9 protein-coding genes and 1 pseudogene are annotated in these 15,251 nt (G+C 67.9%); 6 read left to right on the top strand and 4 right to left on the bottom strand.

Features of this window, described 5'->3' with window-relative positions; all coding sequences use genetic code 11:
• Positions 1-652 precede the first annotated feature (652 nt).
• The 3 genes and pseudogenes from ABD366_RS41925 (at position 653) to ABD366_RS41915 (ending at position 3,841) form a co-directional block, all read left to right on the top strand.
• Positions 653-985 (top strand): hypothetical protein, encoded by a 333-nt coding sequence (locus tag ABD366_RS41925; RefSeq protein WP_324777146.1) that lies wholly within the window; start codon positions 653-655, stop codon positions 983-985.
• Positions 986-1,697: 712 nt separating this feature from the next.
• A pseudogene (locus ABD366_RS41920) lies at positions 1,698-1,899 on the top strand (hypothetical protein); the annotation flags it as partial.
• Between the two features lie 142 nt (positions 1,900-2,041).
• On the top strand, positions 2,042-3,841 hold the full coding sequence (locus ABD366_RS41915) for a thiamine pyrophosphate-binding protein (protein WP_324777148.1): 1,800 nt from the start codon (positions 2,042-2,044) through the stop codon (positions 3,839-3,841).
• 43 nt (positions 3,842-3,884) lie between these two features.
• Here ABD366_RS41915 and ABD366_RS41910 read toward each other — a convergent pair whose 3' ends face one another.
• Positions 3,885-5,489, bottom strand: coding sequence for an acetolactate synthase large subunit (locus tag ABD366_RS41910; protein ID WP_324777151.1), 1,605 nt, complete (start codon positions 5,487-5,489; stop codon positions 3,885-3,887).
• A 411-nt stretch (positions 5,490-5,900) separates the two neighbouring features.
• Here ABD366_RS41910 and ABD366_RS41905 point away from each other — a divergent pair, with 411 nt between their 5' ends.
• A complete protein-coding gene (locus ABD366_RS41905; RefSeq protein ID WP_324777153.1) occupies positions 5,901-6,884 on the top strand; it encodes a patatin-like phospholipase family protein in 984 nt (327 codons plus the stop codon).
• A gap of 610 nt (positions 6,885-7,494) precedes the next feature.
• On the opposite strand, the gene ABD366_RS41900 is transcribed toward ABD366_RS41905, so the two are convergent.
• From ABD366_RS41900 to ABD366_RS41890, 3 genes are all read right to left on the bottom strand, one after another.
• Positions 7,495-7,974, bottom strand: a complete 480-nt coding sequence (locus tag ABD366_RS41900; RefSeq protein WP_324777157.1) for a hypothetical protein — start codon at positions 7,972-7,974, stop codon at positions 7,495-7,497.
• Positions 7,975-8,037: 63 nt separating this feature from the next.
• A complete protein-coding gene (locus ABD366_RS41895) occupies positions 8,038-9,393 on the bottom strand; it encodes a Dyp-type peroxidase (protein WP_324777158.1) in 1,356 nt (451 codons plus the stop codon).
• A 46-nt stretch (positions 9,394-9,439) separates the two neighbouring features.
• On the bottom strand, positions 9,440-10,498 hold the full coding sequence (locus tag ABD366_RS41890) for a catalase family protein (RefSeq protein WP_344443557.1): 1,059 nt from the start codon (positions 10,496-10,498) through the stop codon (positions 9,440-9,442).
• Positions 10,499-11,024: 526 nt separating this feature from the next.
• Here ABD366_RS41890 and ABD366_RS41885 point away from each other — a divergent pair.
• Together ABD366_RS41885 and ABD366_RS41880 are read left to right on the top strand one after the other, a co-directional pair.
• Complete coding sequence (locus ABD366_RS41885; RefSeq protein ID WP_324777162.1) at positions 11,025-14,075, top strand: AfsR/SARP family transcriptional regulator; 3,051 nt, start codon at positions 11,025-11,027, stop codon at positions 14,073-14,075.
• Positions 14,076-14,550: 475 nt separating this feature from the next.
• Positions 14,551-14,958: a hypothetical protein gene (locus tag ABD366_RS41880; protein WP_324777164.1), complete on the top strand. Its 408-nt coding sequence runs from the start codon at positions 14,551-14,553 to the stop codon at positions 14,956-14,958.
• The last annotated feature ends 293 nt before the right edge of the window (positions 14,959-15,251 follow it).

Here is a 15,251-nt window from a genome sequence, read left to right as displayed (position 1 = left end):
GCAGACACAAGCCGTGGCAGACACAAGTTCTTCCGTGAGGGGCTGGAGCCGCATCGCCGACTACGCAGCTCCAGCCGCTGCCCGCGAGGGCGTGACGATGTACCGGGGCTACTTCCGCAGTCCCGGCCGCCCGTGGGCACCGGGCGCGTGGTGGGCTCGAGAGGGGAGTCCCGGCCCCCGCACGCCTCCGGCCGCCGCCGCACCCGTGCGCCGGCGGCCGGACACCACCACCCTGCCACCACCCGAACGGCCTGTCCGTACTTCTGGCATGTTCTCCGGCCGGGACCCGCCGGACGACAGCCACGCACCCCTGTCTTTGCGGCACGCCCGCTACGCCTGCCCCTGGCCGGTGGTTCCGGCGACAAACCGGGGGTGTGGGCGGATCGGTTCTGCGCCGATCAGGGCTATCGGCGGGGGCTGCGGGGGAGTAGCGTCGTGGGCAGTCCGTGAATATGCCTCGCCGTCAGCGCGGCGGGCGACTGTTTCGGCGAACTCTCGGGCCCCATGGTGGGCCTCCACGCCAGCGGCTGCTTCAGCGGGACTCTGTACCCGCCTCATAAGCACCGCATGTCTGCGTGGACGAGGCTTCCTCCAAGCGGTTTCGTTGGCCGTTGGTGATCGCGGTGCACGGCCCTTTGCGGGGAATCCTGTGATGCGTGACTACTTCGTCGACGACCGCCTACTGATCACGCCCCTGCGGCACGAGGAGGGGGTACAGCTGTGCGGCGACGTCGTCGGCACGCACCAGGTCCCCCTCGTCACAGCCGTGGCCCAATGCGCACAGCGGGCCGATGAGATCACCGTCGATCTCACCCGCGTCGCCTACCTGTCCAACAGCGGCCTGGCGGCCCTGGTCGGCTTCGCACGCACCCTGCGCCCCCCGCAGTACCTGTACGTGACGGCCGGCCACGAACTTCGCCTGCAACAACGGCTGGAGGAGCGCGGCTGGGACCAACTCGACACCCTGCGCCTGCATGCCGGGTGAATCGCGGGTCCTGGTGCCGCGCCGGACGGCAGGCCCACGCACCCCGGCGCCCGCGTGCGCCTTTGGACTGCCGGAGCAGCAGCGTGTCGCGCGCCTGCGCCGTGCAGGCCGTGGGAGCTCGTCGGCGGGACGTGATCGTCGTCGGATGAAGGGCTTGCACATGCTCCCTGGTGGGGAGAGCCGGTGGTGGGAAACTGACGCCGATGCCGCCCTGGACCCCGGAGGCAAGGTTTGACGTTCCCTACATGGCAGCACGCGACCATCCTCGAACTGCAGGAAGCCATAGGCGCGGGTGACGGTCTTGGAGAAGGAAGTCGCCCGCCACAAGGGGGCGCCCCGCTGCTCCCGCACCAGGCTTCCCCTGTGAAGACCGCCCTAGGCAAGTCACCGGTACGTGCCGGCGAGCTTCACCTCGGGCGGTGAGCCACATCTCTCGCAAGCGGGTTGATGTGAGGAGCAGGGCGTCGCCGCCGTTCAGGATGGCCGGCTCGGCCAGGATGGCCTGCTCGGCGGCGGTGGCGGTCGGGATCCATTCGTGGGCGAGGGCCGCGTAGGTGGTGACGTCGTGCCAGGCGCCACGGGTGTGGAACAGCTCGCGCAGGGTGGCCTCCGGGCGCAGGCCCGCGGCCGGCATCACCGTGCGCATCCGGCTGGCCGGCTGCGCCGAAGAACGCGTCGACGGCGCGAGCTCCTGGCCAGACTCACCGTCGCCCGAGGCCTGGAGCGAGACCTCGACGCCGTTGTCGCCGACCTCACGCTTCCGTACAGCAACGGCCCCACCGGGAGTCAACACCAAGCTCAAGCGCATCGCGCGACAGATGCACGGCGGAGCAGGCTTTACCCTGCTCCGCCACCACATCCTTCTCGGACAACAGCACGCTACGTCACTACCGAAAGCGAGTCAGGGCCGTTGATGGGACAGTCCCTTTCCCGGAGCTTGAGGTGTGGCCGGTTCTCACGCGTTGGGCCGAAGTGGACTCCACTACGATGCGGAACCCGCGAAGGGGCAAAACGCCTGCAAGATCACATGACGGACTTCTTGGTGTAGCCGCTGACATGCGCGTGTGCGTGCGGCTGGTGCGAGTGCGGCGGACCGGGCGGGCAGGAAGGCGGCGGGCAGTGCGAGTCTATGAGGCCATCGTTAAGGGCTTGGAAGATGTGGGGACGCAGACAGCCTTCGGGGGTACCGGCGAGCACGTGGCTGACCTGCTCCTGGCTCTGAAGGATTCACGGCAAATCCGGACGATCATTACCCGCAACGAGCAGGCGGCGTCCTACATGGCCTGTGGCGAAGCCATGTACACGAATCGGTTGGGTTTCTGCTTCGCGACGGGCGGCCCCGGCGCGTTCAATCTGATCAATGGCCTGGCCGTGGCGCGGTCCGACTCCTACCCGGTGCTGGCCGTCACGGGCTACGCGCCCCTGGAATGGCGCGGGTGGGGTGCGCTCAACGAGACCTCTGGTCTGCGGGGAACCCCGGACTCCCATGCCGTGTTCGCCTCGACAACCAAGAAGTCGTTCCTGCTCACCGACGCGGGGGATGTGTGCGACGTACTGGAGGAGGCGGTCCACGTGGCGTTCGAGGGGCGGCCCGGGCCCGTGCACATCGATGTTGCGCAGGATCTGACCCGTCACGGCGTCGAGGTCAAGAACTTGCGCCGTATCGGGCTTGACGTGCAGCCCGTCAGGCCCGACGAGGCACGCGTAGAGGAGATCGCCTCGGTGTTGGCCGAGGCCTTCGCCGCGCGGAAGCGAGTTGTGGCGCTGGTCGGTTTCGGCGCGGTACGCAGTGAGGCCGGGCCGGAGATCAGGCGGATGATCGAGCGGTTCCAGATTCCGCTGGTCACCACGATGGACGGAAAGGGCATCGTCTCGGAAGGGCACCCGCTGGCCGTGGGCGTCTTTGCGGACAGCGGCCACTCGAGCGCCTGGAAGGCTTTCCGCGAGGCCGACATCGTCCTGTCCATCGGCAATTCCCTCAACCAGCACGCGACCTTCGACTTCCGCGACGACTTGTTCGACGGCAAGGTGCTCATCCACGTCAACATCTCCGAGGACGAGTTCAACCGGGCCTACCGGCCTCAGTACACCTTGCGGTCCGACGCACGACGCGCGGTGGCCGCTGTCACCGACGCGCTGGAGCAGCGGGTCGGAGAGGTGCCGCGGGCCGAGGTCGAAGGACAGGACTACGAGGCCCGGCACATCCACAACCTGCCGGGAAAGATCCACCCCGGAGAACTCGCGCAGGCGATCGGCCGGCTCCTGCCGCCTCAGGGTGTTCTGTTGGGTGACGCGGGCGCCCACACGGCCTGGCTGGGTTACTACGTGGAGCTGGACGAGGGGCAGCACTTCCGCAAGCCCGGCTCCTTCGGGCCGATGGCCGGCAACGTCTGCGGAGCGATCGGCGTCAAGATCGCGCACCCGGAGCGGACGGTCGTCGTCGGCTGCGGCGACGGGTGTTACACGATGGGCGGCTTCGAGCTGATGACCGCCGTGGAGCACGACATCCCGGTCATCTGGATCATCTTCAACGACGGTGAGTTCAAACTGATCAGGCTTTACCAGCTGTCCCGGCGCGCGGACGCAGGCCTCGTCGAATTCCAGAATCCGGATTTCGTCGCGTATGCGCGATCCTGCGGCGCCGACGGCCACCGCGTGGACACGCTCGACGAGTTCGAAGAGGCGTTCCGTGCCGCAGTGGCCTCGGGCCGCCCTACCCTCATCGATGCGCGGATCACGCGGTGGGCCGTGCCGCACTACAGCCCGTCACCCGAAGGCCAGATCTCCGGCCTTGTCGACGTGGTTGAGGCACGCCTCAGGAAGGACCAGAAGGGCAGGCAGACCGGGGAGGAGTAGCCGGATTCGGCCCCTTACCGCTGAGACGTGTCCAGGCAGCAGATCACTGGACTCCGGGTGTCCGCGCGGCGGACGCAACCGAGGGCACCGCACAGTCAATGAGCATGGGGCCGGGTTCCATAAGACTGTGTTCGAGGGCTGCGGTGAACTCCTCAGCGGTCCTGACCCGTTGGGCGGGTACACCCAGGCCGCGGGCGAGTGCAAGGAAGTCGAGGGCCGGCCGGGAGATGTCGATCAACTCGTGACCGCGGCGCCCTCCCTCGGGGCCGGCGGCCGTCTGCAACTCCAGGTCGAGGATCGCGTAGGCGCCGTTGTCGAACAATACGGTCGTCACGTTCAGCCCCTCGCGCGCCATGGTCCACAGCGCCTGGAGCGTGTACATCGCGCTGCCGTCCCCCTCCAGCGCGAACACGGGCCGATCCGGGCAAGCCATGGCCGCCCCCACCGCGGTCGGCAGCCCTTGGCCCATGGAACCGCCGGTCAGGGTCAGCCAGTCGTGTGGCGGGCAGCCCGCGGTGGCGGCGGCCAGCCAGATGCCGGAGGTGTTCGTCTCGTCGACGACGATGGAGTTCTCCGGCAGAAGCGCGCCGATGGCCGACGCGACGGACTCGGCGGTGAGGGCGCCGGTGGGCCGCGTCGGCCGGCCGGCCTCCTGGGCGAGGGCGGTTACCGGCTTCTTGGCCAGGGTGCACACCTCGTCGGCGAGTGCCTCCAGGGCAGCCGTCACGTCCTCCGTCTCGTCGGCCAGTCGGGAGACCGCGCAGCCGTCGGGGGCGAGGCGACTGCTCAGCCCGGGGTACGCGAAGAAGGGGGCGGGATCGGCCGCGTCGGCCAGCACCAGGTGACGCAGGCCCGCCAGTTCGGCTGCGACGTCCGAGGGGAAGTAGGGCAGCCGTTTGACCGGTGGCCGGCCTGCGCCGCGCTCCAGGCGGGCCGGGAACGACTGGCAGTACAGCTTCGCGCCGGTGGCGCCCGCGATGCGGGCCGCGGCGCGCATCGCAGGGCCGTGCTCCGCGGCGCCACCGAGGAGCAGAGCGGCGGGTTCGCCGGACCGCAGGGCCTCGGCGGCGACCGCCACGGCCTCGGGCGACATACCGCGGGCGGCGGCGCGCATCAGGGCCGGTACGTTCGGTGGGCTGGGTTTGACGGCATCCGACCACGACACATCCGCGGGCACGATCAACGTGGCGATCCGGCCGGGCGGGCCAGATGCCTTGGCGACGGCCTGCGTGGCATCGGACGCCACGTCGGCGGAGCGGTACGTGCGCCGCGTCCAGCCGGAGACCGTGCCCGCGAGCGCGTCGATATCGGACTCCAGCGGTGTGTCCAGACGTTTGTGGGACAGGGCGTGGTCGCCGACGACGTTGACGACGGGCGTGCGCGCCCTTCGCGCGTTATGGAAGTTCGCCAGGGCGTTGGCGAGACCGGGGCCCAGGTGTAGCAGGGTGCAGCCGGGTTTCCCCGCCATCCGTCCGTAGCCGTCGGCAGCTCCCGAGGCGACTCCCTCGTAGAGGCACAGCACCGCCCGCATCTTCGGCACGTCGTCCAGCGCGGCCACGATGTGCATTTCTGAGGTGCCGGGATTGGTGAAGCACACATCGACTTCCCGGTCCGCAAGCGTCTGGATGAGGATCTGAGCTCCGTTCACGGTGCCGCCCCATTTCCGGTCGGTTGCCCGGCGGCCAGTCCGCGGGGTGTCAGTGTTGCGCCCCTCTGCATGGCGCGGCAGTTGTGAATCGGTCACCCGAGGCGCCACGGCCGGCCGAAGGAAGAGACCGCGGACCGGCAGTCCGGCCCCCCGATGACACCAACCGGCTCGATGAGTGCCGGGAACCTCGCAGGCAAGCGGCCGTCTGCATCCGGCCGACGAGGTTGCCGGGGTGCTGGAGTGCTCCCGAGCTGAACTGTGACGGCCTTGAGCGCTTTTGTAGGAAAAAACCTGGTGTATCCGGAAGTTCTCCCTCAGGCGTCAAATGCCGCTACGGCGCGTGTGGTTGCCCGAGTAGCGTTCACGTAGCTTCAGTGGTTGCCAAGGCCCCAGTGGGAGGAAGGCGGAACCATGAAACGCCTGGATCTGGTACTGGAAGGCGGCGGGGCACGCGGTCTGGGTACTGCAGGCGCGGTGATCCGGCTGCTGGAAGAGGGATACACCTTCCCGCGGGCGGCCGGCACCTCCGTGGGAGCCATCGCCGCAGCCTTTGTGGCCGCCGGTCTGGATGCTGCCGAACTGCGCCAGGTCATGGAGGACCTGGACATGAAGAAAATCCCCGACCGGTCCACGATGGGGGTCCCGTTGTTGCGCACGGGTGTCCCCCTGCTGAGCGAGGGTGTCTCTCTGCTCCGGCGGCGCGGGGCCTACCGCGGCGACTGGATCCACGCGTGGATCAGGGACGTGCTCGTTCAGCACAGGGTCGAGACATTCGCCGACCTGCGGCGCGAGGACCCCGGCGACAGCGCAGACTTGCCTGACACGCACAAGTACAAACTCGTGGTGACCGCCACCGACGTCACCCGCGGTCGACTGCTGCGCCTCCCGTGGGACTACCACCTCTATGGCCTGAACGCGGATGATATGCACGTGGCCGACGCGGTACGGATGTCGCTGTCGATCCCGTGTTACTTCGAGCCGTGCGTACTGCCGAACATGAAGACCGGCCGGGCGTCGGTGATCGTCGACGGCGGGGTGCTTTCCAACTTCCCCGTGGACATCTTCGACCGCATCGACGGACACAAAGCCCGCTGGGAGACGGTGGGAGTGCGCATCCTTCCCGACCTGCCCGAAGCCATCGCCGAGCTGTTCCCGCTGCCGACGGTGAAGCTGTTCCCGCTGCTGCAACACCTGCAACATGTTGTGACCACAGCCGTCGTCGGCAACGACCAGAGCCAGCTGGACCGTCCTGAGATCAAGGCCCGGACAATCGCCGTGAACCTGCCGAAGCTCGGCGTCACCGACTTCCGCCTTTCACGCGAGGCGCGGCAGGCCGCCGTCCAGCAAGGGTGGAAGGCTGCCGACAACCACCTGCGCGTGGCAGACCCCGGATGAGGGGCAGGCCGACGGCTCCGACACCGATACCGGCCTGTACAACGAATTCCGCCGTCACCGGGGCGACTTCCTCCCGGGTCTGGACCGCATCCACCGCACCACGTTCGTGCATCAAGCGGCGAACCTGTGGCGGAACAAGCGGACCTGCGGCAGCACCTGCTGACTCAGGTGGTCCATGACCCGATGCTGTCGATCCTGGACAGGACACCGGTCCCGATCTGCCGCTTCGCCCGCGTCTCTCACTGCTTCCGCCTGCGCGAGGCGGCTGCCTGAGCCGCGACGAGGTCGCTAAGCAGACTTATCTGGGACTACGTGCCTATGTACGCGTCTGCCGGCTCGGCGTCACCGTCGACGGTCGGCTCACGCCGGCAACGTCGTGGAGCAGGTGGCGCCGCCCCACCGCAAAACCACGGTCAGCTCTTTGACCGCTACCACCGTAAATGCGTCTGGGCCTGCGACCCCTGGTACCTTCTGGTCACGCTGACAGCGCAAGTTGCTCAGCCGCGCCGTCGCCGTCCTCCTGTGCCAGCGCCTGTCAGGGCTTCCCTGCGGCACACACAGCCGGGCGTGCCCGCATCGAAGCAGCGTCTTGACCTTGCGGTCACGGAGTTCAAGTTGCTGCGTCAAGCAGTTGCTGGAAGGCGTCCTGGACGCGCAGTGCCTTCCGGAGATCTGAGACCGTGGCGTCGGGGATGGCGCAGAAGTACGAGCATGCGGTGACCTGGTGGGCGACGATGTAGTCCTTGATGTTGGGGTCTTGGAGGCCCGGGTAGTCCTCCGTGTGTTCCAGGATGGTGTCGAAGATGTCCGGCGCCTGAGCGGCGAAGTCGTCGATGTAGAGGTCCCAGTCGCCGTCGAAGTTTGTGGAGAACATCAGACGAGTGTCGTCGTCGAAGAGGACCCATCGCATGTCGTGCAGTGTGCCGATGAGTTTGCTCAACGCGCCGCGGCGTTCGTCGAACCCGGGTTGCCGGAAGACGTCGCGGATCAGTTTCCCGTGGCCGGGTTTGACGTGGAAGTAGAGGGTGAACTCTTTGATCCTTCCGCTTTGCAGGCCCGGGCGGTTCGGCTTCTCGGGGCTCGTGGTCATCTGAGATCCCTTCTTGGGGATGTGCCCAGCTGTCTGCCCTGACGTGGTAGGCCGCGGTGTGGTTCAGGTGTCGCGTTCAGCAATCCAGGTCAGGGCGCGGATGCCGGGCATGAAGAGGTATGCGCCCGCCCTGGTGACGACGAAGCGGGGCAGTTGTTTGAGCCTGCGGCGTACGGGACGTTGGGGGACGGTGAAGGTGCCGGTGCCGTCGCTGTCCCCGAACAGGGGGTCCTTTTCGGTGCCGAGGCCGACGAAGTCACCGTCGTTGGCCCACTGGGATTTGATGAACTCGAACTGCCGGGCAAGGTCGGTTCCCATGAAGGTGAACACGATGCCGCGGTCAGCACCGTCGTCCTCCAGCTGTCCTTCGGGGAGCATGGGACCGTATGTGGTGCCACGATGCAGGAGGCGGTGCAGGTCCACGTCGACGATCGTGTCGTCGAGGGAGTCGCGAGGGTTCATGCGCCGGATGTGGGCGCCGTGCGGGCAGCACAGACCTGCGTCGTCCTGCTTGCGGTAGGTGAAGTTGTTGACGCGCGTGCGGTCGCCGGCAAGGCCGGGATCGTCGTGGAGGGGGGCTAGGACGAGCGGTGCCCCGCTGGGCCAGCGGCCGATCATCTTGGCCGCCAAGAGTTCCTCCTCTTCGGGCGAGGCGGCGTTCTCCTTGAGGTAGCGTCGGAATTCGGCGACTTTCACGTGCAGTTTGCGCAAAGCCACGTAGGTGCCGTTACGTCCCAAAGTGGCGGGTTGGGGCAGGGGACTGAGGCGCCCGAGCTGGTTCTCGTACCCGAGCACGAACTCGCCGGCCTTGAGGGGCGCGCCAGAACCGGGCAGGCCGGCGGCCGCTCCGGCACCTTCGATGTCAGGAACGCCGATGTTGTCGACAAAGCCCAGGTGGGTGCGCCTGCTCGGTAGCTGGTAGGCCTCCAGCGAGTAGACGACCCGCACGGCGAGCAGACCGCGCAGGGACTCTCGGCAGGCCGCCAGCAGGGGCTCCAGCGTGGCCTTGTCCGGGGCGAAGGCAGACACGGCGAGGTGGACGTCGCCACTGTTCAGGGGAGCATCCCAGTGTTCGGGACTGCTTTCCCCGGTGTCGCCGAGCCGCTCGGCACGCACTGCCATGCCCTCGCGAAAAGCCTCTGGGAAGCTGTCCAATGATGCCTGCCGCACCCCGAGCGCCCGCAGTCCGGAGTGACTGAGGGCGACGCTCATCCACGCGCTGTCGGATGGATCCCACCACCGGGCCGCCGAGGCCACATGCGGTAGCAGCCGCTTGAGCATCTGACGGCCGTCCGACGGGTCGTCGATGCGCAGCAGGACATAAGTCGCAACGTAGGGGGCGGGGCGCTTCCGGAAGAGGGTGGCCTGGATGTCGTACAGCTCCACCTGCGACTCGGACTGGCACGTATTGTCTGTCATCGCGATCTGTCTCCATACTTGCGGCGGAAGCGGGCTCGCGGTGCCATCAGGACCCCAGAGGCATGACCTCGTCCGCGGTGCGCGGCTCGCGCCGTTCTTGGTGGTTGAGCCGATGACGTAGGAGGGAAGCGCGGCGGTAGACCTCCTTGCGGACCCGCATGATGCTGCCCAGGGGCCGGTGTGCTGCGGTCACCCGCCAGGGCGTGAAGGAGAGGGTGTTCATCCGCTTCAGGTTCTCAGCGCCCGAGATGTCCTGGTGAGGGATGCTGAGCCTTGCCACCGTGACATACGGGGACAATTGCTCCGGCCATTCGACGGTGAGATCCTCGACCGGCATACGGTCCAGGTCGGCGCACAACTGGACCTGTATGTCGAAAGCGTAGGGGCGCTCGCGCAGCTCGGCCACAAGAGCGGGGCGGAAAGCCTCTGCGGCGGGGGCGAGTTGACGTTCGACCACCTCGGATGCGCAGGCGGGGTCGGGGACGATGCGCACCTTGGCGATGTGGTCGCCGTGCCGGACCGCTCCCATCGTCGAGTAGACCGACAGCAGCACGTTCACACAAGGGCGTTGCGCGACGGCGAGGAAGGCCAGAAGCTCCTCCCACGCCCACTCGTCGGGCTCCAGGGCCCCCTTGCCCGTCACATAGTCGCGGTAGAAGCGGTGCCTGCCGTGCCTCCCCTCGGCGAAGTACGTTCTGGCTTCGAGGAAGAGTTCCTGGATGAACAGGTAGTGCTGAACGGTGTTGCAGAAGAACACAGGCGCGTTGATGGTGTTGTAGTCGAACGTCCTACTGTCGGGCTCGTCGTCGAGCAGCGTGGGGCCATTGATGTCGAACATCTTCAACGCCAGCCCTATCGTGCGCCCCAACTGCGTGTCGGCCCCGATGTGGGGAGAACCGTTGGAGAACCGCACCAGCGCGTCGTGCCTGCCAGGAGTCGCGTAAATTCCTTGGGCGTACTCCTTCGGCAGCCCGCCGAGGATCTGCACTTCGCCCCGGACCAGACCGTAGCCCTTGGAGTGAGCGTCGCGGAGCGCCTGGCCGGTGCTTTCGGCCGACAGCGAGTCGCAGATGTGCCGCTCCATCCCTGCGATCACCGTCTGCATGTTCTCGTCGAAGTGAGGCTCCACGATCTCGATGTCTGGCGTATAGAGGATAAAACCCGGCGACATGACTTCGACCGCCTCTCGTCACTCCGAAGGCCCCAGGTCGTGCGTTGCTCCGTGCGACCGGGTCCTACGACACCCGCCTCTGATCACAACCCCCTTGTGACGCAGGTCAACCCGCGGCGTGCAGCGGCCGTCCGTGAACGCCGGGGTGGTGCCCCCCTGGTCAACCAGCGGAACTTGGACCGGTCCGAGGACATCGTCCTCGTTCTTTGGCCGGCTGCCAGTCGCCACCGTACCCACGTCCGGAGGCCTTGGCGACGGGGCGGATGTGGATTACGGACGACGCTTGAAAGCGGGTCCCTGTTCGTAATTACTGGACGCCGGTGGTGACCGGCAGCGTGCTCCCACGGCGGACCCGCCCGCTCGTCCGGTGACGGGCGGGAAGCCCTGCTCCGACGGGTGCCCGTACGGTGTTGTGCGGGCTAGCTTGTGAGAGGTTGCTCCGCGCGGGGGGAGGGCGGAAATGAGCGTTCACGGGACACCCGGAGCATTGCGATTCGAGGTGCTCGGACCGCTACGAGTGTGGCGGGACGGGGTGCAGTTGGATGCCGGTCCCGTACAGCAGCGAGTGGTGCTCGCCGTGCTTTTGTTGCACGCGAACCGGCCGGTGCCGCGGGACAGGCTCATCGACGCGGTGTGGGGAACATCGGCACCGGGACGCGCGGTGAATCTGGTGCAGCGGCATGCCGCGGGGCTGCGTCGGGTGTTGGAGCCCGGCCGGCGGGCCCGGGACCCGTCCCGACTGCTGGCCTGGACCGAGGCCGGATACGTGCTGTCGGTACCGGCCGGCGCACTGGACCTGGACACTGCCACCGCACAGATGCGCCGTGGACGGGCCGCTCGGGACGCTGAGGACTGGTCCACGGCGGCCGAGGCGTTGCAGAGTGCACTTCGGCTGTGGCGGGGGCGGCTGTGCGAGGGACTGACCGGCCCGTTGCTGGGCGCCGAGCGGGAACGGCTGGAGGAGCACCGGTTAGGGGTCCTGGAGGAGCGCATCGAGGCCGATCTGGCACTTGGCCGACACGCCTCTGTAGTGGCCGAGTTGGCCAAGTTGACGCACGAGTATCCGCTGCGGGAACGGCTGTGGGCGCACCTGATGGTCGCCCTGTACCGGTCGGAGCGGCAGGCCGAGGCGCTGGCGGCCTACCACAAGGCCCGAACACTTCTGGCCGAGGAACTGGGCATCGACCCCGGTGTCGAACTGCGGCGCTTGGAACGGGCGGTACTCACCGCCGACCCCACCCTGGCGGCACCCGCCCCGCAGCGGTCCCGGCCGGTGCGGGTGCCCTGTTTACTGCCCGGCGACATCCCCTGTTTCACCGGCCGCACGCGGCAACTGGCCCAACTGGACCAGCTGACGGCCCCGGACCCGGCCTCGACGGCGTCGGTCATCTGCCTGGTCTCCGGCACCCCGGGCGTGGGCAAGACCGCGCTGACGGTGCACTGGGCCCACCGTGTACGGGAGGCCTTTCCCGACGGGCAGCTGTATGTGAACCTGCGCGGCTACGATCCTGAGCAGCCCATGACCGCAGAGGAGGCGCTGGCCCATCTGCTGTCCGCCCTCGGGCTGCGCGGGCAGGACATCCCCCTGGACGCGGCGGACCGTTCGGCCCGCTACCGCAGCGAACTTGCCGGGCGACGCCTGCTCGTCATTCTGGACAACGCCGCCACCCCCGAGCAGGTCAGGCCGCTGCTGCCCGGCACCCCCACCTGCCCGGCCGTCGTGACCAGCCGCGACGCCCTGCCTGGCCTGGTGGCCCTGCACGGGGCCCACCGCCTCGACCTCGACCTGCTGCCTGCTGAGGATGCCGGCGCCCTGCTGCACCAGCTGATCGGTCCCCGGGTGGAGGCCGAACCACAGGCCGCCGCCGTCCTGGCGGACCGGTGCAAGCGGCTGCCCCTGGCGCTGCGCCTCACCGCCGAACTCGCCGCCGCCCGCCCCCACGACAGCCTGACTGAACTGGCCGCTGAACTTGCCGATCGGGAACGGCAGTTGGACTTTCTCCATGCTGACGAGGACCCCAGCACCGACGTGCGCGCCGTGTTCTCCTGGTCCTACCAGCGCCTGTCCGCCCCGGCCGCCCGGACCTTCCGTCTCCTGGCCCTGCACCCTGGACCCGACTGGGACCCTCACGCCACCGCCGCCCTCACCCACAGCACTCCCGTTCAAGCCCGCTCCCTGCTGGACCGGCTGGCCCGCGCCCACCTCATCCAGCCCACAGGCCCACACCGGTATGCCACGCACGACCTGTTGCGCGCCTATGCCGCCGAACTGGCCGCCACCATCGACTCCGCCGCCGACCGGCACGCCGCTCTGACCAGCCTGTTCGATCACTACCTGGCCACGGCCGCCACCGCGACGTCCACCCTGCACCGTCACCGAGTGGACCAGCGCTCCCGGCCCGTCCATGCCCCATCGACCCCTTCCGCCCTGCCGCTCGATGATCCGGACGCGGCACGGGCCTGGCTGGACGCCGAGCGGGCCAACCTGACGGCCGTCTGCGCCCACTCGGTCCGCCGCGGCTGGGACGCCTACGCCGTGGAACTGGCCACCACGTTGTTCCGCTACCTGGATACCGGCGGGCACTACGCCGACGGCCTGACGATCCATGGCCACGCCCATCATGCCGCCTGCCACAGCGGCGACCGCAACGGCGAAGCCTATGCACTGACTTACCTGGGCTATGTCTACTGGCGGCAGGGCCATTACGACCGCGCGGTAGAGCAGCACCGTCGGGCAGTGGACCTCTTCCAAGGGACCGGCGACCGGGAGGGCCAGGCCTCTGCGCTGACCTACCTGGGCCTGGTCTACTGGCGGCAAGGCCACTACGAGCGGGCCGTTGACCAGCACCGTCAGGCAGTGGACATCTTCCGACGAACCGGCAACCGGTACGGCGAAGCCTACGCGCACATGTTCATCGGCCTGGTCATCTGGCGGCAGGGCCACTTCCGGCGGGCCCTCGACCAGCACCGCCGAGCCCTGGACCTCTTCGACGATCTAGGCGACCGGGACGGCCAGGCCTACGCTCTGACGCACCTTGGCCTGGTGCACTGTCAGCAAGACCGCTACGGGGTGGCTTTCGACCAGCACCACCAGGCCCTGGTCCTCTTCCGGCGGACCGGAAACCGCGACGGCCAGGCCTACGCGCTGACCCATTTGGGCCTGGTCCACTGCCGACAAGGCCGCTATCAACAAGCGATCGACCAGCACCGCCAAGCCCTGGAGCTGTCACGGCAGACCAGCTACCGTGCTTGCGAAGTCGAAGCGCTCAACGGCCTGGGAGAGGCCCTGCGGGCGAGTGACCAGGTGGAAGAAGCCTGTGCTCGGCACGTCGACGCGCTGGCCAGGGCCGTGGCGATCGGTGAACGGTACGAACAGGCCCGCGCTCACGAGGGCATCGCGGCCGCCCACCGCACGGCGGGTGATCTTGAGCAGGCCCGCCGTCACTGCGAAGAGGCCCGCGCCCTTTACGAAGCCCTCGGCGTCCCCGCCGCGGGCGGCGTTCACGCCTGACCGGCCTGCCTTGCTGTAGTGGCAACTGCAGCGAGTCGTGCAACCGGGGCCGGAACCATGAGGGACACGGCCTTCACGGGGGTGAGGCCGTCGTCCCGACCAGACTCCGAACTGGGCTGCACGCCGTGTCCGAACCTCACGCAGCGGCTCGCCCATGACGAGCCGTCAGACTCCCGGTGACGACCTTCGTGCACCTAAGGAGCGAAATGCAGCGTACTACCGCGATTGATCCTCTCCCGCTCGCCAGGGCTGAGGCACTGTCCAGCAACACCTCGTCAACAGGGCCCCGACCGGCAGGAAGCCGGACTGCGGCGGAAGGGCTCGAGCGGCGGTGGCTGCCTGCGGGGGACCCTCGGTCCTTACCGCGGATGGATGCGGAGGTAGCAGGCCGCAACGCAGCCGGCGAGGACGTACAGGTCGTGTACAGCGCACGCGGCGACAAGTTCATGATTGTCCCTCGACAGCAGGTGGCGTCGTGACAGGGAACGAGGAGATCTCCCTCAGTGGTGAGCGGGTTCGGTTGCCAGGGCATCCCTCGCCGGAAGTTCGCGAGTACTTCCGTAATCTGCCGACCTTGCAGAGGTGCGGTTCCACAGCACAGCACCAGGTATTGCTGGACGTCCATGACATCGCCATGGACGTGGCGCGAGTGCTACCCAGGCATGCTGGGTGGGGAGTGCGGCTGGCGGAACTGGAAGCCATGGCGGACAGTGCACATTCGCTGGGTGAGGCTTTGAGGGCAGTTCGCTTGGCCGGACGAATGCTGAGCGAAGCGATCGTCGAGGCGGAAGCGGTGTGGAAAGTGCCGGATCAACCTTCTTCACCTCGCCGTTTCGGTTGGTGTGAGGCCAGCGCCGACCGGGACCAGGCAAGTGCCTTCTGAGCTGGGACGATGAACCTTGCCGAAGATTTTGTCGGTCCACGCCTGACGGTGAGAGGCGCGTAAATCCGGCGACCGGCGTGCGGGCAACGGGGGTTCGTCGGCGACGATCCGCAGTCTTGGTTGGCGGACTACCCGGCCCCATTCAGTGATCAAGCTCGGGACCTGCACGAAGAGACGCGGCACAGGCTCGTACCAGGCGTCGTTCCGCCTGTCCGCCGCAGCGGTGCAATGAGCGTTTTCAGCGTTGCTTCTCCAGAGTGAGGACGGCTCTGGCGATGACGCTCATGCGGTTG

Source organism: Streptomyces kunmingensis, assembly GCF_039533535.1.
Classification (GTDB): Bacteria; Actinomycetota; Actinomycetes; order Streptomycetales; family Streptomycetaceae; genus Streptomyces; species Streptomyces kunmingensis.
This window is presented reverse-complemented; position numbering and strand designations above follow the sequence as displayed.

Excerpts from the sequence above, each read along its gene's own strand:
- ABD366_RS41905 (WP_324777153.1), top strand. The coding sequence starts at position 5,901 with ATGAAACGCCTGGATCTGGTACTGGAAGGCGGCGGGGCACGCGGTCTG.
- ABD366_RS41900 (WP_324777157.1), bottom strand. The coding sequence starts at position 7,974 with ATGACCACGAGCCCCGAGAAGCCGAACCGCCCGGGCCTGCAAAGCGGA.
- ABD366_RS41925 (WP_324777146.1), top strand. The coding sequence starts at position 653 with ATGCGTGACTACTTCGTCGACGACCGCCTACTGATCACGCCCCTGCGG.
- ABD366_RS41890 (WP_344443557.1), bottom strand. The coding sequence starts at position 10,498 with ATGCAGACGGTGATCGCAGGGATGGAGCGGCACATCTGCGACTCGCTG.
- ABD366_RS41895 (WP_324777158.1), bottom strand. The coding sequence starts at position 9,393 with ATGACAGACAATACGTGCCAGTCCGAGTCGCAGGTGGAGCTGTACGAC.
- ABD366_RS41915 (WP_324777148.1), top strand. The coding sequence starts at position 2,042 with ATGCGCGTGTGCGTGCGGCTGGTGCGAGTGCGGCGGACCGGGCGGGCA.
- ABD366_RS41885 (WP_324777162.1), top strand. The coding sequence starts at position 11,025 with ATGAGCGTTCACGGGACACCCGGAGCATTGCGATTCGAGGTGCTCGGA.